The organism is Bacteroidales bacterium, from assembly GCA_023229505.1.
Taxonomy (GTDB): Bacteria; Bacteroidota; Bacteroidia; order Bacteroidales; family JAGOPY01; genus JAGOPY01.
In genome coordinates, this window is the sequence record JALNZD010000011.1 from 54,836 (window position 1) to 77,789 (window position 22,954).

The 22,954-nt window shown below is 44.8% G+C and carries 17 protein-coding genes; 7 read left to right on the top strand and 10 right to left on the bottom strand.

The genetic code is table 11. The features are described 5' to 3' along the window. Positions 1 to 51 precede the first annotated feature (51 nt). Positions 52 to 1,128, bottom strand: a complete 1,077-nt coding sequence (locus M0Q51_05715) for a hypothetical protein (protein ID MCK9399477.1) — start codon at positions 1,126 to 1,128, stop codon at positions 52 to 54. 156 nt (positions 1,129 to 1,284) lie between these two features. On the opposite strand from M0Q51_05715, the gene M0Q51_05720 reads away from it, so the two are divergent. The 3 genes from M0Q51_05720 (at position 1,285) to M0Q51_05730 (ending at position 4,229) form a co-directional block, all read left to right on the top strand. Beyond that, entirely contained in the window at positions 1,285 to 2,217 is a 933-nt protein-coding gene (locus M0Q51_05720; protein ID MCK9399478.1) for a hypothetical protein, read from the top strand. Continuing rightward, entirely contained in the window at positions 2,214 to 2,855 is a 642-nt protein-coding gene (locus tag M0Q51_05725) for a hypothetical protein (GenBank protein ID MCK9399479.1), read from the top strand. The genes M0Q51_05720 and M0Q51_05725 overlap by 4 nt, the downstream gene beginning before the upstream one ends. Positions 2,856 to 2,954: 99 nt before the next feature. Further along, positions 2,955 to 4,229 carry an ATP-binding protein gene (locus tag M0Q51_05730; GenBank protein MCK9399480.1) on the top strand — a complete coding sequence of 425 codons (1,275 nt, stop codon included), beginning with the start codon at positions 2,955 to 2,957 and terminating at the stop codon, positions 4,227 to 4,229. Positions 4,230 to 4,344: 115 nt separating this feature from the next. Here the strand turns inward: M0Q51_05730 and M0Q51_05735 are convergent, their stop codons facing one another. The 4 genes from M0Q51_05735 to M0Q51_05750 form a co-directional block, all read right to left on the bottom strand. Further along, a complete protein-coding gene (locus M0Q51_05735) occupies positions 4,345 to 4,476 on the bottom strand; it encodes a helix-turn-helix transcriptional regulator (GenBank protein MCK9399481.1) in 132 nt (43 codons plus the stop codon). 5 nt (positions 4,477 to 4,481) lie between these two features. Further along, entirely contained in the window at positions 4,482 to 4,997 is a 516-nt protein-coding gene (locus M0Q51_05740) for a response regulator transcription factor (GenBank protein ID MCK9399482.1), read from the bottom strand. 189 nt (positions 4,998 to 5,186) lie between these two features. Further along, positions 5,187 to 6,050 (bottom strand): GAF domain-containing sensor histidine kinase, encoded by an 864-nt coding sequence (locus M0Q51_05745; protein ID MCK9399483.1) that lies wholly within the window; start codon positions 6,048 to 6,050, stop codon positions 5,187 to 5,189. A 195-nt stretch (positions 6,051 to 6,245) separates the two neighbouring features. After that, positions 6,246 to 6,539, bottom strand: coding sequence for a hypothetical protein (locus M0Q51_05750; protein MCK9399484.1), 294 nt, complete (start codon positions 6,537 to 6,539; stop codon positions 6,246 to 6,248). A gap of 339 nt (positions 6,540 to 6,878) precedes the next feature. On the opposite strand from M0Q51_05750, the gene M0Q51_05755 reads away from it, so the two are divergent. Next, a complete protein-coding gene (locus M0Q51_05755) occupies positions 6,879 to 7,796 on the top strand; it encodes a glycosyltransferase family 2 protein (protein MCK9399485.1) in 918 nt (305 codons plus the stop codon). A 24-nt stretch (positions 7,797 to 7,820) separates the two neighbouring features. Here M0Q51_05755 and M0Q51_05760 read toward each other — a convergent pair whose 3' ends face one another. Further along, positions 7,821 to 8,468, bottom strand: coding sequence for a polysaccharide deacetylase family protein (locus M0Q51_05760; GenBank protein MCK9399486.1), 648 nt, complete (start codon positions 8,466 to 8,468; stop codon positions 7,821 to 7,823). 22 nt (positions 8,469 to 8,490) lie between these two features. Further along, positions 8,491 to 11,688: a DUF2723 domain-containing protein gene (locus tag M0Q51_05765; protein MCK9399487.1), complete on the bottom strand. Its 3,198-nt coding sequence runs from the start codon at positions 11,686 to 11,688 to the stop codon at positions 8,491 to 8,493. A 130-nt stretch (positions 11,689 to 11,818) separates the two neighbouring features. On the opposite strand from M0Q51_05765, the gene gpmA reads away from it, so the two are divergent. Together gpmA and M0Q51_05775 are read left to right on the top strand one after the other, a co-directional pair. Continuing rightward, on the top strand, positions 11,819 to 12,565 hold the full coding sequence (gene gpmA, locus M0Q51_05770; GenBank protein MCK9399488.1) for a 2,3-diphosphoglycerate-dependent phosphoglycerate mutase: 747 nt from the start codon (positions 11,819 to 11,821) through the stop codon (positions 12,563 to 12,565). A gap of 6 nt (positions 12,566 to 12,571) precedes the next feature. After that, positions 12,572 to 13,291, top strand: a complete 720-nt coding sequence (locus M0Q51_05775; protein MCK9399489.1) for a metallophosphoesterase — start codon at positions 12,572 to 12,574, stop codon at positions 13,289 to 13,291. Here the strand turns inward: M0Q51_05775 and M0Q51_05780 are convergent, their stop codons facing one another. The 3 genes from M0Q51_05780 to M0Q51_05790 form a co-directional block, all read right to left on the bottom strand. Beyond that, positions 13,292 to 16,870, bottom strand: coding sequence for a C25 family cysteine peptidase (locus M0Q51_05780; GenBank protein ID MCK9399490.1), 3,579 nt, complete (start codon positions 16,868 to 16,870; stop codon positions 13,292 to 13,294). Between the two features lie 36 nt (positions 16,871 to 16,906). Next, positions 16,907 to 20,404 carry a C25 family cysteine peptidase gene (locus M0Q51_05785; GenBank protein ID MCK9399491.1) on the bottom strand — a complete coding sequence of 1,166 codons (3,498 nt, stop codon included), beginning with the start codon at positions 20,402 to 20,404 and terminating at the stop codon, positions 16,907 to 16,909. A gap of 73 nt (positions 20,405 to 20,477) precedes the next feature. Beyond that, positions 20,478 to 21,728: an ABC transporter permease gene (locus M0Q51_05790; GenBank protein ID MCK9399492.1), complete on the bottom strand. Its 1,251-nt coding sequence runs from the start codon at positions 21,726 to 21,728 to the stop codon at positions 20,478 to 20,480. A gap of 146 nt (positions 21,729 to 21,874) precedes the next feature. On the opposite strand from M0Q51_05790, the gene M0Q51_05795 reads away from it, so the two are divergent. Continuing rightward, positions 21,875 to 22,927 (top strand): aldehyde reductase, encoded by a 1,053-nt coding sequence (locus M0Q51_05795; GenBank protein ID MCK9399493.1) that lies wholly within the window; start codon positions 21,875 to 21,877, stop codon positions 22,925 to 22,927. Positions 22,928 to 22,954: the final 27 nt, after the last annotated feature.

The following is a 22,954-nucleotide window of genomic DNA, read 5'->3' on the forward strand; positions in this document are numbered from 1 at the left end:
TAAATTTCATTGCTTTTTGCAACACTAAACTGGTTTGATTTCTCCAGATTCCTAAAACGGGCTGAAAAAAGAAAAATAATGATGGCTAATCTGATCGGGTGGATCAAACAACAATAATGTCGGAATACCAGAAGCCCTGGAGAAGTAAGGATCCAACGATTTTGCCTCTTCCATCAGTTTTTCGGCTTCTGCCTGGTTTCCAAGGAACATTTCAACCCGCATCAATAACCCCATCGCATATGATTTCAGCGGTACAACAGGTTCCGGGGTAACTTTTAAATACTTCTCAATAAACGTTTTGGCAATTGGCAATTCTGTTCCGGCCAGATCTTTGTTTTGCATGACATTCATCATGTGGTACCTGGCCAGGTCAAGAATAAGGATGTTTTTCGAAGGATCTGATTTGATCGCCTCATTAAAATAGTTCTCAGCATTTATGAGATCATCTGTATACAGGCAAGCCCTACCGGTCTCCATGAAGAGTTCAGGATTTTTCCCATCCAAAACGAGCAGGTCCTTCCAGAATTTTACCAGGTCGGTATTTTCTGGAGCCAGTGCAGCTTTTGCTTTTGCCCCGAAATAGCTGTCAGCTTTTCCCAGTTTTTCGGCATAAGCTGCTGCTTTTGCGCTGTCCCCGCCCATATCCTTCGGCAGCATGCCATATATTTCAACAAGGTACAAACTGGCCTCATAATAATCCGGTTTCAGGGAAAGAACATTATCAAACTGGATACAGGTCTCTTCAAGGTATCTCTTCACATCTCCCTGTCCTGTTTCCATGGCCATGAAAGCATTCAGAAAGCTGGCGATCGCCTTGTAATAGGCATAAGTCACGTTTTTGGGATCATAGGTTACCGCTTTATTGACGGAGGTGAGAATATCTTCAGTTTTAATTCCTCCTCCCCCGGTCAGCATATAATGTTTGAGGCGGGCCATTTCATAATGGGCCATCGCGTTGGTTGAATCTTTGACAAGGATAGTTTCCAGTAAAGCTTTTGCCTCGTCAACTTTACCATTCATCCGCAGATTAAAGGCTTTAAGTACTTCTTTATCAGGATTGTTGCCGGCAAAAGTGCAGGATGCCAATGCCCCGATAATAAAAATTTGTAAAATAATCAGCTTTTTCATAAGGTCAGGGTTTTAAATTAAACACAAAATAATTTTGTAATTTAGAAGTCGAAATTAGGGACAAACCGGTTTTTTCTTTTGAATTGCGCTTGTAAACCATTTGTAAACATTTTACAATTGTTTTTCTTTTATACCACCCTGTAACTGATCATCTTTGTGAAAGATAAAGATTCACAGATATTCGAATTGCTGAAACAAAAGATTGTGGAGCGCATGTTGCAGTCATATCCGGGCATTAATCCTTCCATATCGGATTGGAAAGGGCAGGAGATCGTTGATTTCCAGGAAGAATTGCTGCAGAAGGTGAATGCCCATATCAGTGAAAAATGGTTTTATAGTCATATTAAAACCGCAAAGGATACATTGCCGCGAATCGATATTCTCAACCTGCTTAGCAAGTTTGCCGGTTATGCCAATTGGGATGATTTCAGATTTAAGAATACAAGCCGGGAGATCACTGTTAATCCTACAAAAAAAGCAAACCGGTATTTCATATATATCCCCCTATTAGTCCTGCTGATCCTGGGCATCTTGTTTATCCTTTTCAAAATGGTCAGCACCAGAGATTATAAATTCCGTTTTTATGATGCCGACACCAAAGAGCCTGTCACCAACAATATTATCGAAGTCAATGTACTCCTGGAAGGAGAATCCCCGGTGAGCTATCTTTGCGGGCCGGACGGCAGTTTCATCCTGAAAACGGAAAAAGTCAATGTTCATTTTGTGGTAAAATCGCCTCTTTATCAAACAGATACAATTATCCGCATCCTCGATAAATTCAACCGCGACGAAATAGTTCAGATCAGGCCGAACAATTATGTCATGATGATACAATATTTTTCGACGATGAATGTGAAAGACTGGCAAAAGAGGAGGGACCAGCTAAATCTTGTGATAGCTGACAGCGCCATGATTTACCAGGTTTTTGCTAAAGAGTCTATCGGAGTGGAGCTCTTTAACAAATGGGAATTCATCAACAAACTGACTTTACCTTCAACCGGTTTAAAGGATATCGAAATACTGGACACCAAATACCAGGGCGATAAAATTACGCTTATCCGTTTCAGGCAAAAGGAGGCAGATAAATGAGAAAATTTTTATTCATATTCGTTGCTATCCTGGCTTATCTGCTGTTATGTTCTAAATCATGCGGATCTGATGAAAAAGATGATACCGCCAGGCAGGAAGCTGAACTGACTAAAACAAAGGAGAGCATTAAAAATGAATTTAAATCAGATGACCTTTCAAAAAAGTCACTGAGGGCATTTGAAGTTAAGGCGAAGCAAAAGCTGGTGGACTTTTCCGATTATCTTGACATTTATTCGGATAAACAAATGGATGAGTCCTTTAAAAGTCAGGCCCGTCAGATGATCCTGGACATGTTCATGTCCGACACTATAAGGGTTACAACCCTCTTATTACAAGAATCAAATGAGAAAAATTTCCAGATAACCGAATTTCTGAGCAGTTGTTCAGCATCTGGTTATAATTCCATGGATTTCATTTTCGATTCCATAGAGGTTGCCGCGCCTTTGCGTAGAACCGATAATTTTAATTATAAAGGAAGACTTTCATTTTCACGGCGTGTGAAAATCAGTTCCGCTTCTGATACTCTATTTACAGGTCCCGACAGGATGGAGGTTGATATTTTTGCTTCGAAGGTCCGCAAGCAGTTTGGGCCAGATACGTTGCAGGTGTGGAGCGTGTTTCTGGGGGAGATTAAGTGATTGGTTGATTGGATGATTGGTTGATTGGACGATTGGGCGATTTTCGATTTTTAAAAATTAATTACTATTTTATAATTATTACCTGTATATTTGCATATTATGTGGGAAAATATACAGGTGAAAAGAATGTTAGCTCAGCATCTTCCTGCTGAGTCTGAGAATCGTTTGCTATTGCTCACAGGTGCCAGGCAGACTGGAAAAACATCACTTGTCAAGCAATATTATAAGGATTTGCCATACTATAACCTTGATGCCATTGAATACCGGGACCAGTTAAGCAATATCAGCACTTTCAGGTGGGCACAGGAGGTGGGGACTGCCGTGATTGACGAAATACAGAAAGAACCGGCATTATTCGACAAAATAAAATTCGCTTTTGATGCAGGGGAATTGAAATTCTCTGTCCTGACCGGTTCATCTCAAATTTTGCTTCTGAAAAAAGTGCGCGAAACCCTTGCAGGAAGAGTTACATTAAGAGAGCTTTTCCCATTTATGGCATCTGAGCTTTGCTATCCTGAAGGAATAGATTGGAATTCGATCCTGATTTCCAAATTGATATCTGCAAAACACATTGATGAAATCCTCACTTCTGAACTATCAGTTTTAATAGGAGATTCATGGCTAAAAGTCTGTGAAGCTGAAAATTATTTGCTGAAATGGGGGGGCATGCCTCCCTTAATCCATATTTCTGAAGAACAAGGCAGGAAGCTTTGGTTAAGGGACTATGCAACAGCATATCTGGAAAGAGATCTTGCTGATCTGGCCAACCTGAGTGATCTAAAGCCATTCAGGAAATTTCAGAGAATTGCTGCTTTGAGAGCGGCCAACCTTCTTTCATATTCTGAATTGTCGAAAGATTCGGGAATTGCTGTGGAAACTGCCAGGCGTTACCTGGAATATCTCCGGATATCTTACCAGGCTTTTTTGATTCAGCCTTACCATACAAACCTGACCAGCAGCCTGGTAAAAACACCAAAACTGTTCTGGGTGGATAACGGCCTGCTGAGGCATCTTTCAGAATATGGTTTCGCTGTGGATAGCGGGCAACTCTATGAAAATTACATTGCATCCGAATTGTTTAAATCTATCCGGACTAACGGGTTAGACACAAGATTGACATTTTACCGGACACGGTCGGGAATGGAGATCGATTTCATACTTGAAACCGAAAATGGTTTAATAGCAATTGAAGCTAAAAACAGAGACATGGTTACTTCATCTGATTTTAGCGCTCTTCGGCGACTGGCAGAATCATCCGGGAAATCATGGATTGGAGGAATTGTTGTTTACAGGGGAAATAAAATCCAGCAATTCAGCTCACAATTATGGGTAATTCCTTCGTGCAGATTTTTCAGCGCTAACATAGGACGGTAAGAAAGTTGGAAAGTTGGACAGTTGGACAAAAAGAACAATAGAAACTGATTTGAATTTGGTATTTTGAATTTGTTTGGTATTTGGTGCTTTGAATTTGGTGCTTGGAATTTGGAATTTATTTGTTCAGATACTTCACAATAGCCTCGCTTCTTGTCCGGACCTGGAGCTTTTCATAGATATGGCGGATGTGTGTGCGGACGGTTTCCACGCCGATGAACAGCAGATCTGCAATTTCCTTGTAGAGCAAGCCTTTTACGAGATATGACAGGATTTTTCTTCTCTTTTGGTCAGAATGTTTTCCGTAACAAAATTCGCTGCTGGCTGTTGGAATGACTGGATCACCTTGCGGGCAATCTCCCTCGACATAGGCGATTCTCCCTGGTACACATCCTGGATGGCCTCCAGCAGTTTGGCCGGCGGGGTCTGCTTCAGCAAATACCCGGAAGCACCGGCTGACAAAGACTGAAAGATGGCATCGGAGTCTTCAAATACGGTCAGCATGATGAATAGCATAGGAAGGCCAAGCACTTTGAGCCTGATGATGCACTCGATACCGCTGATGCCCGGCAGATTGATGTCCATCAGCACCACGTCAGGATTCACTTCCGGTATTCCGGCGACAGCGTCTTCACCGTTCCCGTATGCTGCAACACACGAAAACCCTGGAGAGCCGTTGAGAAGGATCTCCAGCACTTCCCTGACCATTTTATCGTCTTCCACCACCGCTATGCGGACGGGATTGCCCGGTGAATTGCCTGTATCTGACATGGTTTGATAATAAACTGCTAAATTACAATGAACTGCAAGGGATTGCTATCCCCTTTTCGTGTTATTTTAATCCCTTTAGAAATGTAGCGAAGTATCGACGTAACGAAGTATCGACGTAACGAAGTATCGACGTAACGAAGTAAATTAAAAGTGCTAAATCCTTCGTTAATTCGTTATATCGATACTTCGCTACATCGTTACATCAATTAATATCTCAGTACCATCTCCAATTCCGGAAGAAATCAAAAATCCTCCCCCAATATCATTCATCCTCTTTTTCATATTTACCAATCCATTACCCGGAAATTCCAGCTTGCCGGGATCAAATCCTTTTCCATCATCCTTTATTAAAATCCTGAATCCATTCTGATTCATAACCAACGAAATCTGAACCTTCGTCGCCCCCGCATGTTTCACCACATTGTGCAGGGCTTCCCTTACCACCAGGTAGACATTCCTGCGTACCTCCACACTCAGTGCCTGGTTTGGCAGTTCCCCGGGGAGGTCGAAGACACAGCTTATAGCAGTGGGTTCCAGGTATTCGAACGCAAAACGGCGAAGGTAGGTAACTAGACCTTCGAGGTTGTCGTTTTTGGGGTTCAGCGCCCAGATGATCTGGTTCATCTCTTCCATCAGCCCCCGTGAAGTATCGCTGATCTGCCCGAGCCATTGCCTGGACCCAACCCCGATATCAGTCCTATTTTTTACCAGGTCGCTCATCATGGAAATCCGGGTGAGGCTTGCCCCGACATCGTCATGCATATCCTGCGAGATCCTGGCGCGTTCCCGCTCCAGCATAAGCTGACGGTCGAGGTCTTTCTGATAAAGGCTTGCCGTATGGAATAATGCCACTACCCTCCGGGCGAGAAGCGAAAGCACCTGGATATCCTGCAGTGAATAAACCCTTTCCGATTGTTTCTGACCGCAAACAAAGAAGCCGAATGGCTGATCTCCCGTTAGCAATGGAATGATCAACTCCCCGTTGGAAATATCAAGGACTGCAGGCTTTTTATCAAGTTCATCGGGGGAGAAAACCTTTGATTTCCGGAGCATCCTTTCAAATTCCCGGGTTACTTCATAATCCTTATCGATCTTTTGATTATCAATACCGAATGCAAAAGCCGGTTCATAAATAAACTCATTTTTCTTCAGGTTGAATACAAACGATTTAAAATGAAAAATCTCATCCAGGCTTTGCCCGATTCTTGATTTAAGTTCGTCAAAGTGATAAATACCAGCAAGTTTTTCTTATAAATCTGACACTACCGTGGCTGAGTCATAAGTTTCACGGTGGAAGAAACGGTCGATCAGGATGCAGCAGATCATGATCAGGCTGCCTATTTCCTGGGAAATCTCTATCGGATTTGGATTAGTGAAAGTCATTTGGATGATACGATTATAAAACAGGGCAAAAGACATTGGTGTGATGAAACCGAAGAATGATCCGATGATCACCATGCGCAACTGGTTTCGGGATAGGGTATCCTTTGCCTGGTAGAACCCCCGTTCCGGTTTTGGAACAGCCGACGCTTTACAATGCAAATTGCAAGTTTAACTTTCAATTTGCATACATGAAGGGCATTTAAATGAAGGATTTAGCAAAATACTTTCAATTTTATTAATATAACTTTATGAATTTGATTAATTTTGTAAAGTTTTGAAAACAAATTTCCGATGATCCAACGTGAAATTCAAAGTGATAAAAGAATTTCAGGAAACCTATCCGGAAGTCACATTCATGACGGTCTCAAGAGAGAATTACTGGGAATTTCTTTCCTGATTGCCGATTGTCGATATTCGAACGATTTCTAATCACTAATTTCAAATTTCAAGCATCACAGTTTCGCATCTCTTTGTTATCTTTGCCTAAAATCACTCCCTGTGAACGAAATAGAATATTCGGTAGTTGTGCCGGTGTTTAACAGCGAGGCTTCGCTGGAGGAGCTTTTCAGCCGCATGACTGCTGTGATGGATTCCACCGGGAAAACTTATGAACTCATTTTCGTCGATGATGGCAGTAGTGACCATAGCTGGGAAGTTTTGAAGAAGCTCAAGGAAAAACAACCCGGCATCCTTACGGCCATCCGGCTGGCCAAAAATTTCGGGCAGCACAGCGCGACTTTCTGTGGTTTTAATTTTGCGAAAGGGAACTACATCATTACCATTGACGATGACCTGCAATGCCCGCCGGAAGAGATCCCCAAGCTGGTCAAAACAATGGAAGAGTTTGATGCGGAACTTGTTTATGGCATATTTAATGAGAAGAAGCATTCTTTCTTCAGAAACCTTGGTAGCAGTTTTTTTAAAAACTCAGCCAACCTGCTGGGAAGGCCCAAGGAAGGCTCTTCCTTCCGACTGATCTCGAAAAACATCATCCAGAAAATCATCATCCATCACCAGAACTTTGTTTTCATCGATGAAATCCTGCACTGGTACACTGAATACGTCGGACTCGCGTTAGTGGAGCACCATAAGCGCAAATACAAAAGATCGGGCTATAGTAACCGCAAGATCTGGAGCCTCATGACCAACCTCATGTTTTATTACACTACCGCCCCACTGAAACTGATGGTGTACGGCGGACTGATCTCCTCTGCTTTCTTCTTCGTCCTATCCATCATCTTCATATTAAAAAAGATATTCTTGTCTGTACCCCTTGGTTATACCTCGCTGATCGTCGCCATCCTGTTCTCGACCAGCCTGATCCTGCTTTCCCTTGGTGTCATAGGGGAATACCTCAGCCGGATCTATATGGTTCAGAATAAAAAACCGCTCTACTCAGTCAGGAAAATTCTCTGATTATATCCGCCTGGAATAATTCCTTCAGGCTTTTTCTTCGAATACACCGGTAAGATTTAGCTCCAGCTTTTCCGACCTGTACCCTTCTCTTTCCATGCATTCAAGCAATCGCGGCAGGGCATAGAGCACTTTCTCACGGGCTTTCAGGTTATCGTGAAAGACAATTATCGCCCCTGGTCTAAGACCTTCCAGGGACGTTTGCAGGCATTCTTCCTGACTTATTACCGGATCGTAATCACGCGTCAAAACCGACCACATGATCACCTTGAATTCTTTTGACAAGGTTTTTGCCTGCTTATAGGTCATCAACCCGTATGGGGGCCTGAACAACCCGGAATCAATGAATTGGCCGGCTTCCCGGATATCATGCATGTAATCTGCATAATTAGTCGACCATCCCTTCAGGTGATGATGGGTATGATTGCCCGTGGAGTGACCTTTCTCAAGGATTCTACCATAAATTCCATGGTACCTTTTGACATTCTCCCCGACACAGAAAAAAGTGGCTTTAGCATTATATTTCCTCAGTATTTCGAGGATTTCATCCGTCACTTCAGGAATAGGCCCGTCGTCGAAAGTGAGGTAAACCGTTTTATCCATGGTTTTCACCTGCCAGATTAATGAGGCAGGAAGAACATAAGTGAAAATGCCGGTCAGCAGCTGATCCTTCAAAATACTACATGGTTATGATAAATTAAGGATTATAAGACTCCCCGACATACAGGTTATAATAGAGATCGAGTGTTTCTTTTGCCTTGTCGGCCATTTCCTTCTGTCCATATGTTTCAGCGGCCTGCCAGATGGCATGCAGAATCGCGAGGCCCTGCTGGATGTCGAATGAGATATATGCCCTCTTATTTGCAGGAAATCTGAAATAATATTCCAGTAGTTCACTATAAATATCTGTCATTCTTTGCAGTATGGCATTTCCTTTATCAATCTGTCCTGCTTTCAAATATGCTTCTGCCATGGGCAGGTTAAAGTAATTATAAGGAACGATACGGTCGGGGATCAGTTCCTGTATCCTGTCGCAGACCATTACAGCTGAATCCGGCTTGTTTTCCGCAGCCAATGCCTCTGCCAGCCTGGCATAACAATTCCGCATCGTTACTGTCATCCTGTTAATGTCATCACTGACTAAAAATCCCGGTTTCAGTATATCGAACTCAAATTTGTTCATCAGGTTGTCGAACATCACGGCGGAGTTCACTCCTCCAGTTTGGTTTTTACTGGTAAGCTGTTGTTTAACAGGGACCAACCGGTAAGCAAATCCTTCCAGTTGCAAATAACTATCCAGGCCAATGTAAGGCTCGCTGCCAGTTGTGCTGACATAATAAACCGGCCTTTCCCAATTGTTATGAGCCAGCAAATCAAGCATCATCAGGTAATTCTTGGTAATGACATTGCTGCTGATCCTCCATTCAAGGTTTGTCACCTGCCCGGCGAGTTTGCGCGGCACTGTTCCGTTGTTTACAACGGTAGCCGAATCAACCGTAATCCTGAATTTTTTAGTGGGGAAATAGTCGGCCATTCCCCTGCCAGTATTTATCTGCAGTCTCTTCTCATCTTTTTTGATGATATCGAAGAGGTCTTTCACCTCTACATAATCCGTAATATTTTCCTTCTCAACCAGGAAAGTTATATCGTGAGAACCGTTGCGGTAAAATTCCTGTGTCAGGGAAAACGGAACCGGCTTTGAATCGTAAGCCTGGCGCTTCATCTGGTCGATGTACCAGTCGGTATTGAGCAGGCTCAGGTTACAGACGCGCACATCAGTCCGTATGCCTTCCACTTCCTGAGCGTACCAGAGAGGAAAAGTGTCGTTGTCGGCGTTGGTAAAAAGAATTGCCCCCGGGGCGCAGGAATTCAGGTAATTTTTGGCCGTTTCCAGTGCGGTGTAACGTCCTGACCGGTCGTGGTCATCCCAACCCTGTGAAGCCATGATAATGGGTACCAGGAGAAAAACTGTTCCCGCGGAGATGATGGCTGAAAGGCTGTGGGCCAGCTTTTTTGAAAGCAATTCGAAAAGCCATATCACACTGAGGCCTATCCAGATAGCAAAAGCGTAAAAAGATGCTGTGTAAGCATAATCACGCTCACGCGGCTGTGGCGAATGCTGGTTGAGATAGATAGTGATGGCAAGGCCGGTCATAATGAATAGCAGCATGACAACTATGCCATCTTTGGAATTCTTTTTAAACTGATAATATAGTCCGAGTAAACCAAAGATAAGGGGAAAGAAGAAATATGTATTCCGGGCCTTGTTGGAAAGGCTTCCCGGGATATTTTCCTGTGGCCCTAACCGGCCATTATCCATGAAATTGATCCCGCTGAGCCAGTTTCCATTAAGAATATCCCCATAATTGCCCTGGTTGTCATTCTGTCTTCCTACAAAATTCCAGAACAAGTAGCGGAAATACATGTGGTTCAACTGGTAGCGGAAAAAATAACGCAGGTTTTCCTTGAAAGTCGGGATGTGTTTATTATCCGGGTCTTTTTCGATTCCTGCCCAGTTCTTGTAATCTTCAATGTAGCGGTCTTCCTGGTTGTTCCACATACGCGGGAAAATCGTCATATAATCCGGGTCATAAACCGGCACCGTACCCTTACGGGAATCCCCGATAACATATTTACCGGATTTGTCATCACGTTTGTAGACGGGTTTTCCATCTTTGCGGTCAATTACCGGTGCATTGTAATACTGGCCATAGGTCAGAGGGAAACTTCCATATTGTTCCCTGTTCAGATACGACAAAAGGCTGATCGCATTTTCAGGGTCATTTTCATCGATCGGGGGGTTGGCATTGGAGCGGATGATCAGCAGGAAAAAAGAGGAATACCCGATAAGGATAAAGACAAAACTTATCAAAACGCTGTTCAGTAGGACTTTCCTGTTCCGCCAGAGATAAAATACACCGACGATGGCGGCAGCGGCCAGCAACCGGCCGAAGAAATCACCCGCCGAACTGCTTTCAAGCATGAAAAGCAGCACCAGGATAGCTGACAAGCCGAGGATAATCTTTGGGAACAGCTTATTTTCCGAATTGGTATAAAGGAGTCCAAGGACCAGCAGGGAGCCAAGCAGCAGCATGAAGAAATAGGTCCCGGAATTAAAAGGCATTCCAAGGTTGTTGACGAAGAATAGTTCTGTATTGGCAAACAGGGATGCGATTTCGGGAACAACCCCGTAGAGAATGATACCTACCAGGATAAATGATACGCCCAGTGCGACCAGAATACCTTTCCAGTTTGGATCTTTATAATTTTTAAAGAAGAAGACGAAGACAATTGCGGGAATAGCCAGCAGGTTCAGCAGGTGGACACCGATAGACACACCGATCAGATAAGCGATGAGGATCAGCCAACGGAACGCATGCGGTTGTCCGGCCACGGTTTCCCATTTGAGGATAGCCCAGAAGGTCATTGCAGTAAATAATGAAGACATGGCGTAAACTTCTCCTTCCACGGCCGAGAACCAGAAAGAGTCGCTGAAAGTGTAAGCAAGGGCTCCGACTACACCGCTTCCGAAAATGGCGATCATCCGTGCCAGATTCATTCCACCTGAACTACTGAATAGTTTCTTCGCCAGCATGGTGATCGTCCAGAACAAAAATGCGATAGTGAGCCCGCTTGATAAAGCTGACATAGCATTGACCATCCTGGCTACCAGGGCTGTATCACTGAAAGCAAAAAGAGAAAAAAACCGGCCCAGGAGCTGGAAAATCGGTGCGCCCGGGGGATGGCCGACCTGAAGTTTATAAGCGGTCGCAATATATTCACCGCAATCCCAGAACGAGGTTGTAGCTTCTGAAGTCAGGATATAAACGAGTGAGGCCACACCAAACAGGGCAAAGCCGATAAACCTGTTTAGCTTCTTATAGATAGGATCCATAAATAAAAACCACTGGTTAATTTATAAATATTCCGCTAAAGTATAAAATAAAGACTTTCTACTTATCGTTCAATTAGATCTTCCTTAAGGTTAAGGAATTCTTACTATTTTTGGACAAGATTTATAAAAGATGAACAGACTGGTATTATTGCGGCACGGAGAAAGCACGTGGAACAAAGAAAACCGCTTCACGGGGTGGGTTGATGTAGGTCTTTCCGAACAGGGCATCACGGAAGCAAAAGAGGCTGGCCGGGCGATGAAAGCCAAAGGATTCCGGTTCAGGGTGGCTTACACTTCCTACTTAAACCGGGCTATTAAAACCTTATGGTTGGCGCTGGAAGAGATGGACCTGATGTGGATCCCGGAGATCAAGAGCTGGCGGCTGAATGAGAAACATTATGGTATGTTGCAGGGGTTGAATAAGATCGATATGGCAGAAAAATACGGCAGTGAGCAGGTCCAGCTCTGGCGCCGCAGTTTTGATGTACTTCCCCCTCCTATTCCCGAAGATGATGAAAAGAACGCTAAATATGATCCGCGTTATGCCGGATTAAAGGATACAGAGATCCCGAGGACAGAATCGCTTAAGGAAGTCATTGACCGTATTGTTCCCCTTTGGGAAAATGAGATCTCTAAAGCTATCCTTTCTGAAAAAGAGGTCCTGATCGCCGCACACGGCAATAGCCTGCGGGCCATTGTCAAGTTTTTGAAAAACATGAGCAATGAAGAAATCCTTGAATTCAACATTCCTACAGGTATTCCTTACGTTTTTGAGTTTGACGACCGGTTAAATTTATTGAAAGACTATTTTGTCGGTGATCCGGAGGTCATCAGGCAGATGATGGAAAAAGTGGCTAACCAGACTAAGAAGAAATAGACTTACATGACTAAACAATGGGTTATCCCGGACATACACGGTTTTTCCATGACTTTACAGGCTTTAATTGAAGATCAGATAAAGCCCTCCCGCAGTGACAACCTCTATTTTCTGGGTGACTATATCGATCGTGGCCCCGATGCCAGAGGCGTCATTGATTATATTATCAGCCTTAAAGAAGACGAATATAATATCCGGACGCTGCGAGGCAATCATGAAGATTACCTCCTCCGGACTTTCGATAATGAAACCATCCAGAAGAATATCATTGGTATTACCTATCGCAACAAGCTAAAAAAAGAGTGGTTCAAATTCGGCGGCCGGGAAACCCTTCGCAGTTTTCAGGTTTCCGACGTTCACGAAATCCCTGAAAAATATATCGCCTGGATGAGGGAGTTGGAGTACTTTATTGCATTACAAGGCTTTATCCTGGTGCATGCAGGCATGAATTTCAGTATCGAAGATCCCTTCGATGACAAGCATTCGATGCTTTGGATCAAAGAATACAAAGTTGACCGTGTGAAGGCAGGTTTCAGGAAGCTGATCCACGGTCATGTGCCGGTAAGCCTGGAATTCATTGATTTATTGCGTACCAGCAATAGTTTCGACTTCATCGACCTCGATAATGGCATTTACATGCCGGAAAAAGAAGGTTTCGGCAATCTCGTGGCATTGGAGCTGACTTCAATGGAATTGAAGGTGCAGAATAATGTCGATATTCCCTGATTATTCCATCCGCATCAATTTCCCGGTAATAATTTCATTTCCGGCCTGGAGGCGATAGAAATACATGCCTTCGGCAACGCGGTTCCCGGCGCTGCTGGAACCATCCCAGCGAACTTCGTGGATGCCGGCGCCGACCCTGGCCTCAAGTAACCGGTTGATAAGCTGGCCATTGATATTGTAAACCTCAAGGGAAACCCTGCTTTCTTTCTCTGTTTCAAACCTGATCACAGTTTCTTCCCTGAACGGGTTTGGATAGCTTCCAGCCCTGACTGAAGCGTCCGGCTGATTATCTTTCACATCGGTCCAGACGCCCTGGATGTTAAAGAACTCGAGGATCTGGATCATCAGGTCGTCTTTGTTTTTATCACCATCCTGCAATCCGCCGAATTCAAAGGAAAACCCCACAGTGCGGTATGTCCCGGCATCGTAGGAAACACCTGCACCATATTGAGGGTCGCTGTTCATGAACATCATCTGTGCCGGTGGAATGGCGCCAAGATGGTCGATATAGTTGTTATCGCCATTAAATAAGTAGGACATTCCTTCTGCGATAGTGCCTGCCTGTCCGTCTAACTGCGCCAGGTCTCCGTTTCCATCTTCAAGGCCAGCAATATTGAACATCGGGTGAACCGCTGTCGGGGCGTCGTAGAACCAGGTATCTGCACCTTCCATGAACAGGTTGCCGCCCTGTTCCAGGTAATCAGCCAGTATCTGTCCTTCATCCGCGGTTAAAACATAGTTATTATCATAAGTTCCGAGGCAAACAAATATTGAAGCATAAAGGTTCCGGTCCGGTGGGAAAGCCTCCATCTTGTCGTAACCGACCTCCAGGTTATTCAGGCACTGTTCGATGATAGCCGGAGAGTTGTGGTTGACATCCCAGTCCAGCAGTAGTACCGGTATCTGGCCTATATATTCAACAAATTCATCATAGCCGGTAATATTAAGGTCTGCTGAAATGTCGAAGCTGAACAACGGGGCTTCGCCGGCAGGTGCAGCCTGATCTACCGTAACTTCGAACGATTGCCCTGCAGATGTGCCTGCAATTATATCACCATATGCAAGAGGTGAATTGTTTACTGTGACATATTGACTTCCGGTTGAAAGGCTGCCCATAACGTTATAGGCATCTGCAGAACCAGCGTTAAGTGCGGAAATCAGGATAGTTGCTGTTTCGCCCGGGTCGAGCCTTCCGTTATTGTTTCCGCCGGAATCATCGACCAGGTATTCAGCCATCTCTAAAATCGGTGCGTGGCCTGGGATCGCGAAACTGCCGCTCCAGGTTTCTCTTCCTGATGTTCCTGTAGCATCCAGCCCGAACATAACTATGTGGAGATCGGGAATATTTTCGAGGGCATTAATCTCGAAGCCATTAGTTATCGTTACTGTTTCACCTGCCGGAATGGTGCCATAAGACGCGGAAGCGCCCGTGATACCAATGTATTCATCTCCGCTTGAAATTTCTGCGATGACGTTTGAAGCGTCTGCAGTTCCCACGTTTGTGAGTCCGATGGTCAGGAACGCTGATTCGCCATAATCGAGCAAACCGTCGCCGTTTCCTGCGGCATCATTGATTTCAATGGAAGAAACGGTGATATATGCCCCGTCAGGCGGAATAACACTTACATCTTCATAAATTGTTTCGGTGTTAAAACCAGTGACTACGAGTTTTGCGTTACCCGGGTTCAAAGTATGGTCGATGGTCACACTTCCGGTAACATCAGTAATTCCGGTAAAAAACAATCCGTCCTGGCTCAGGGTAACCATGGCGTTCTCCACCGGGCTACCCGTTGAGGTAACAGTAGTGATGAACGGAATGCCAACCATGATCATGTAATTTGAGAGGGTAAGGTCCACCGGAGTTGCTGTACGGGCCTGTATAGAAGGATCGCCAAAGAAGTTCCATGTTGTGGCAGTCTCCCAATCAGCACTGCCGCCCGATTCCACGCACATCAGCGTGAGGCCGTTGAAGATCATTGATCCAAGAGTGGTCCGTTGTTCGGTAGTATTGATACCATCCTGTCCCGGGTGGGCCGAATAATCATAACCGCCGATCAATACATCCATAAAATAATCCTGTCCGCGCATAGGTTCCGACCAGGGTTGGCTGATGGATGCCCCCATGAACATGATGGCGCCGCCGTTTTCTTTACGCAGCCAGGCTTCAGCAAAGCAGGTGCCCAGGTCAAAATCGCCATTGTTGCAGGCAACTGAAATGATAAAAGGCAGCTTGTTTTCATTGGTCAGTGCAGCTACATTGGTGGAACTGAATCCGGTTGTTCCCCAGCCATCAGGCCAGCCATGTCCTGTATAATTGATCACAGAGGTGCCGGTATTGACGGCATTGCTTACCATGGCTATAGTTGCACCCGGGTCATATATCGTTGTAAAAGTGTCGTAAGTAAAAGGTTCAAGTTTATCATTGAAAATAACTGACTCATGCGCGGCGTCTGCTTCTCCGTCATCGCCGATGCCGGCTCCTTCGGCAGAAGCCATACCGGTTGCACTTGCGTACCAGGTGCCTCCCATTTCCGGTAATTTCTCATAGTTGATCACTTTATTGACCTGCACGGTCACATCAGCAGGAGAATTAGCCGAAAAACGCCCGACGGCGATATCAGCAAAATCATCGGTCCCGACAACCGTTCCGACCTGCGGATCCATAGGCCGGCCATAACTGTTGGTCTCGCATTGGATATCTGTCCAATCGCCAACAAGGAGGACATACAGAATATTGTTATTGTTGTCATAGGCAGCCTGTACATTCGCATTGACTGTCGTCCCTGAAGGGACCACCTCTTCAGATAAGTTGTATCCTTTTTCCCTTTTCCACTGCACATAAGGTTGGATAGCCGCTTCGTCCCTTGAAGTTACGATCACATGAATATCGCCAAATTCACCGATCGTCAGGTTATCACGGTTTAAAGAAGCATAATTGATGAAAACCGACTTATAAATTCCATTCATTTCGCGTACGATCACCGTTGGCACCTTGGGCAGCGGATTTAGGGAAATGGAATTATTCTCCACTAGTCTGACCGTTATCGATTTATAAATCCTTAGCACCTGCCGTGCGGCATTATACTGGAAAGGATAGACATAAACGCTCGTTCCGCGGATATCCCTCAGGATAAAAGGCTCCGTATTTTCAGCCAGGTTTGCCGGGTACCACGAATCGGTAATCGAACGCGGTCCAATAATGTAAGGCACCGTTGAGGGATCCTGGTCGCGGTAAATTACACCACGGGAAGGAACCAACGGGTAACTGAGGCTGATATCTTCATAACTGCCGGGAATGATCTCTAAAGTGACGTTTTTCACTGGATCAATCATCACCGTTGCATTAAGATAAGGCAACTCGGCAAAACCTTTTTTCTGTGTCACAATTTTTCCTTCAAAATCGATCCGGGAATAAGTCACTCCACTGAGCGTAACATCGGTAACACTATAACTATCCGTTGTGAACTCAAGCTGATGGGTACCGCCTTGTGGCTGCGTGTATCTTACCTGAAAACCGTCGGATGCGTATAACATCACAACGGTGAGGGAAAGGATCACTGAAAATATGACTCTTTTCATATTGATTATTTTATATTTGAATCGAAAGTAAGCAAATTATTTATTGATGATTAATTTTTTTGTCAGCTGCTGACCACCGTTTGTTATGACACAGAAGTACATTCCTGAACGAAGGTCATTGGTTTCCAGCTTTATCCGGTTGGATCCTGCTTCGAGCATCCTGTCTTTAATGACTTCCCCGGTCTTATTTCCCGTAAGGTCATAAATAGTAACCGAGACTGGGGAAGCAGATGGAAGCTGGATAAAGAGATCGGTCTGTTCCCTTGCCGGGTTTGGCAGGATGAAGGAGTCAAACTGATTTTTAATTGAAAGGTCTCCAACCGAGACATAAGGGGCAAGAGCCGGGAAGATGATGTAATCGATCCAGGCGGCATCTGCACCGGCGGAAACGGAGTAATCCTTGGTATAAACCCATTTGAAGGAATGTTGACCCGCTGTAACCGGGTACGCCATTCTTTGCCAACCCATTTCGCCGTCCCAGCGCTCTATTTCAACATTATCGATAAAAAATCCGAGCCAGTCGTAGTCATTGCTGCCGGGATCATCTTCGCAGGAAACTTTTCTGAAAAAGGAAATACTGTCATCAATCGCCACATCCATATCGATAAAAATGGCTGAATTCTGGTCATCAGTGATAACCCCTGACCTGGCTGAGTATATTCCTTCATAAACTCCTTCGCCGGTAATCTGCCAGGGTTGCATTCCACCCATCACCCATGTAAAAGTTTCGAAATTGGCTGTCTCAAAATCCTCCATTATCAGGCCAACCGGTGTGTTGAACAGTTGAACCGCCGAATAGGGGCCAGATGAAAGATTAAAGGTCAGATCGATGAGGGTTCCGGCTGCAATTTCTTCTGCAAGGGTAGCCGTGAAGACGGCTTGTTTCATCCCGCCCCAGGCAAGGGTGTCGAAGGTATATGTTGTGTTATATAGAGTGATATAAGGACTATAGGACTGTAAGACTGTAAGAATGTTAAGAGCATCGCAATGGCCGCTGTTTTGGCAATTCAATAAGAAGTCGACCGTTTCTCCGGCATCAAGTCTGAAATTGCCGTTTCCACTTTGCGTATCATCAATAGTCAGGCTGCCTATTTCCATGATGGGAGCGTACAAAGTAACTGAAAAAGAGGAATTCCATATCTCCCGCGTTTCATCCTGAATGTTGAGGTTAAATGGCACAATGTGCATATCGGGGACATAACCGGCCACCGTGAACCGGAAAGCATCCGGCTGCATCACAGAATCCTGGGATAAGATAGTCCCATAATCCTGGTAATTATCAGTAATACTTATATATTCATCATCTGTAGAAAGGGTTGCATTGGAATTCACCGCATCGCCGTTACCCCAGTTCTTGAGTTCGACATTGAGCAGGATATCTTCACCAAATTCGACAATTTCGTTAAAATTTCCATTGATATCATTGATGATAAATTGATTGAGCATCACATAAGGTCCCTCAGGATTAGCAATCAGGACGGTACCGGTAAATGGTTGAAAATTCTGAGCTGTAACAACAACATCGGCATTTCCCGGTGAAGGGGTGCCAGTCAGGTAGACCAGTGCTACGCCATTGGAATCAGCCAGGGCTGCACCCAGGCCAATGCCATCCATGGAAACTGCGACGTAGGCATAAGGGGGGGCATAAACCGTAAAAGTGGGACTTCCTAACGGAATTAGCGGATCGAAGGTAACAGACATGGCAGGAGGTTCAGAGAAGTAAACCATAAGGGAAGGATCACCCATCAGGTTATAGGCTTCCCAGTAATATTCGGCTGAACCGGGTGAGCCTTCCGTGACAGCAAGGTTACCGGCAAAGATCATCTGGTCCATCGAGGTATACCATTCGCCAAAAGGTTCGCCATGCGTATGAAATGCACGGTCGTAATTCCCGAAGGTAGTTTCCTCATAAGAAGGTGGATCACCGGCTATTGCGCCAACACCGACGCCAAAGTAATAATCTTCATCCCAGAAAGTGCTGTTGGACGCACCTATATAACCGACAGCCCCTTTATTAGCGGCACGCACTATCGCCTCCCCGAAACATTCACTCACCTGGTATTCGCTGGTGGAACAGCAATTGCCAACCAGTAAGCCATATTTGCCATCATTTTGCAATGCGGGGATATGGCTAACTGAGAAACTCGGGTCGGCCCAGCCATCCGGGGAACCATGAGCGGTATAATTCGCATAGGTAACGCCGTCGGAAATATTCTGGCGGATAAGTGCGGCATTGCTCCCGGATTCCGGGTATAAATATGTATAAGAAAATATCCCATTAGAAGCATTGAAATAATTTTCCGTGCCGTAATTGATCTGTCCGTTGCCGTGAACAGGTCCGAAAGTACCATCCATACCGGCTATCATCACGACCGTGTCGAGGTAAGTAGTTGTTGGCATCGTATATTGCTCATACATTAGGGTCTTATCGATCTGTGGCTGCAATTGTGCCGTATTCTGGGCGGAAAATCTTCCGTAAAAAATCTCCGGGAAATAGTCACCGGTATATTCGCAATAATAGAGATCAGTCACATGGCCTGCAGCTTGTCCCGCCCACGTAGGCACCTGGGCGATATCACCCACGAAAAGGACGAAGGTTGGCGCCGGGTCCTCAGGGGTGGCATTATCATAGAGATTTTGCAGGTAAGCTTTGATCTGGAATGTGGTGGTCCCGACATTCGGATCATCAGTATAAGCTTCGATAACGGTGAATCCTTTTTTTATCTTCCATTCGATGAGCGGCTGTAATTGGGCTTCAAACATCCGGTCGGCCACGATCACAAATTTAACCGGGTAACGGCTAAAGTTTTCCCTGCCGCTATTTTCCGGTTCCCTGTAATTGAGTAAAGAATTGAAAACCGGTGAAAAGTAATGATTGCTGTAAATTTGCTTGTTAAGCTCGGTTGAAGGCAGGTCAGCATTCCCGAAAGTGATTTCAATCTCAAGGTTTTCATAAACCCTGATCATTCCCGAAACGGGATTGTATTGAACAGGCATGATGTCAAGGCGACCGATATTCACGCCCCGCATGGTCCCCAACGATTCGACCGATGCAATTTCAACAGGTCTGAATGCATTAACCTTATAAGCGCTTTTCTCATATATGAATTCCACAGGTTCTCCGGTTTTGGCAACCGGCGGCTGGTTCGGCAGAAGCAGGTAATCGATCCCCAGATCTTTTAATTTGTATTCTTTCACATCAAAATTAAGAATCCGGACCTGGACCTCTGCATTGACCGGAATCTCGATCAATTCACTTTTTACGGGCAATTCAGGGTATCCGAAGACGCCACTCCTCGCATATGAAGGCACTATGATGCGCGTAAAAATGCCTTTTGACGTTTTAACATCAAGGGTTTTGAATTCCGAGAAGGAGAACGAAACAGTGAATCCCTGGCCGGTGTTTTTCGTAATCCTGATGTCATTTGAGTCGTTGTTGAGTTTAACCGGGTTCGCTGCCAGTATAAATGAAATCATGGCAAATGCAAACAAAAATCCGGTGCTTAGTCTTCCAAAACGAGTAAAAAGTCCCATAATAAAGTGATTGAGTGAGAATTAAGGTTAAGGTCCAGTGATAATTACAATCAACAAAGGTATAGGTTTTTATTTATCTTGTCAGAAAGAAATTCATCCGTTGTGCCAGGTATTTCCTGGAGATCTGCCTGACGGGATACCAGGTAGTGGCTGCGCCGATCATAACCACGGTTATCATCACATAAATAAAATCAAACAGTTGAACTTTTACCGGGTAGGCATCCACGATATAGGTACCTTCGCCGCCACCCAGCCTGAGGAGGCCGGATTCCTGCTGCAGCAGGGCAAGCAATCCGCCCAGGAAAAGCCCCAGCAATCCGCCTGCAAGGGAGATCATCATTCCCTCCGTAAAAAATATCTTCCGGATCTGTGATTTACTTGCTCCCAAACTCCATAGTACAGCTATATCCTTTTTCTTATCAACGATCAGCATCGATAATGAGCCGATCATATTGAAAGCGGCGATGACCAAAATCAGGGTGAGGATAAAGAAGACCGCCCATTTTTCAGATTTCATGACGCGGTAAAGCGTTGCTTGCTGCTGGTAGCGGTCTTTGATGTCAAAACCGCTACCCATAACTGCCCTGATTTCTTTGACAGCTATTGACTGATTTGCATCGGGCTTCAGCCCGACTTCCAAAGAGGTCACCTCATTCTCATATTCAAGCAATTCCCTTGCCAGGCTGATAGGCACAATAACATAAGAAAGATCAAATTCCTGCTGTATGGTGAAAACGCCGGCTACATGGACCGGTTGGCTGTTGAACGTTTGCTCGGGAGTCCCGGTCAGGGCTTTCCGTGTCCTTTTAGGAAGATAAAGCGACATCGGAACAGCAAATTCTTCCGGGTAAATGCCGAGATAATAAGCCACACCCGCGCCGATCACGGCTGCCGGCTTATTACTGCTTCCCAGGGTGTAACTGCCATTCAGCATAAAATCATCCAAAGGGGTCATTTTTGTAAAATCATCCTCCACCCCTTTCATCATCACAATACTTTGCTTATCGCCAAACCGGGCCAGGGCATTTTCTTCCACTGTTTCAATAACGAAGGCAATTCCGGGGATATGCTTGATTTTCCTGCTTTGTTCCTCGGTAAGGGTGAAGGTTTTCCCTTCATTAACCGTGACTTTAAGATCAGGATTAAACGAATTAAACAAGCCCAGGACAAGGCCTTCAAACCCATTGAACACAGAAAGGACGATGATCAGCGCCCCAGTGCCAACCATCACGCCGATGACAGAAATAATCGAAATGATGTTGATGATGTTATGCGACTTTTTCGCGATCAGGTAACGTTTGGCAATGTAGAAAGGGAAGAGCATGGGGCAAAGATAATAAAAGATTGGGCGATCGGGCGTTGAACGGATACAGCTGAAATCCGCGTTCTATTAATTAAAACTTTGAACTTTGAACTATTTATCGTGTTTGTATGTTATTACAGTATTATTAACCATAACAAAAATTATAAATGAAGAATATTGATAAAACCAAGCCCGTGATGATTACCGGAGCAACAGGATATGTTGCCGGTTGGATTGTAAAAAAACTTTTGGAGGAAGGCTTTACGGTGCATGCGACCGTTCGGGATCCGGAAAACAAGGAGTCCGTAAAATTCCTGGATGCCCTTGCCGCGAAAGCTCCCGGTAAAATCGTCTATTTTAAAGCCGACTTACTTAAAGAAGGCTCTTATGATGAGGCAATGAAAGGTTGCGAACTCGTATATCACACCGCTTCACCTTTTACAAGCAAGTTTACTGATCCTCAAAAAGACCTTGTGGACCCTGCTCTGAAAGGGACAAAAAATGTACTGGAATCGGTAAAAAGGACAGAATCGGTAAAGCGTGTTGTACTGACAAGCAGTTGTGCCGCTATTATTGGCGATGCAAAAGACTGCCTGAGCTGCCCGAATGGAATCGGGACCGAAGAGCAGTGGAATATTACTTCAACCTTAAATCATCAGGCTTATTCGTATTCAAAGACTGTTGCAGAAAAAGCCGCGTGGGAAATCAATAAAGCACAAAACCGCTGGGATTTGGTTGTCATCAATCCGTCGTTGGTCATTGGTCCTGGAATAAACCCAAACGCAACCTCTGAAAGTTTTAACCTGATCCGTCAGTTGGGCGACGGGAGGATGAAAGCGGGTGCTCCTCTTTTTTATTTAGGTGTTGTAGATGTCAGAGACTTAGCCGAAGCGCATTTCAAAGCCGGTTTTACACCGGAAGCACAAGGAAGGCATATTATTTCGGCAGAAAATACCAGCATTTTAGCTGTATCTTCTATCTTACAAAAGAAATTTGGCAATATATATCCTTTTCCTAAAAAGACCCTGCCCAAATTCCTTGTTTGGCTGATGGCACCAACTGCCGGATTTACGCGTAAAATGATCAGCAGAAATGTGGACTACCAATGGAAGGTCGACAATTCAAAAGGTGTTAAAGAACTTGGCATGAAATACCGGCCAATTGAGGGTTCAATTGTCGATTTCTTTCAGCAAATGATTGATAACAAGGTATTCAAATAGAATAAGAGACTTTAAGAAATGCGAGCA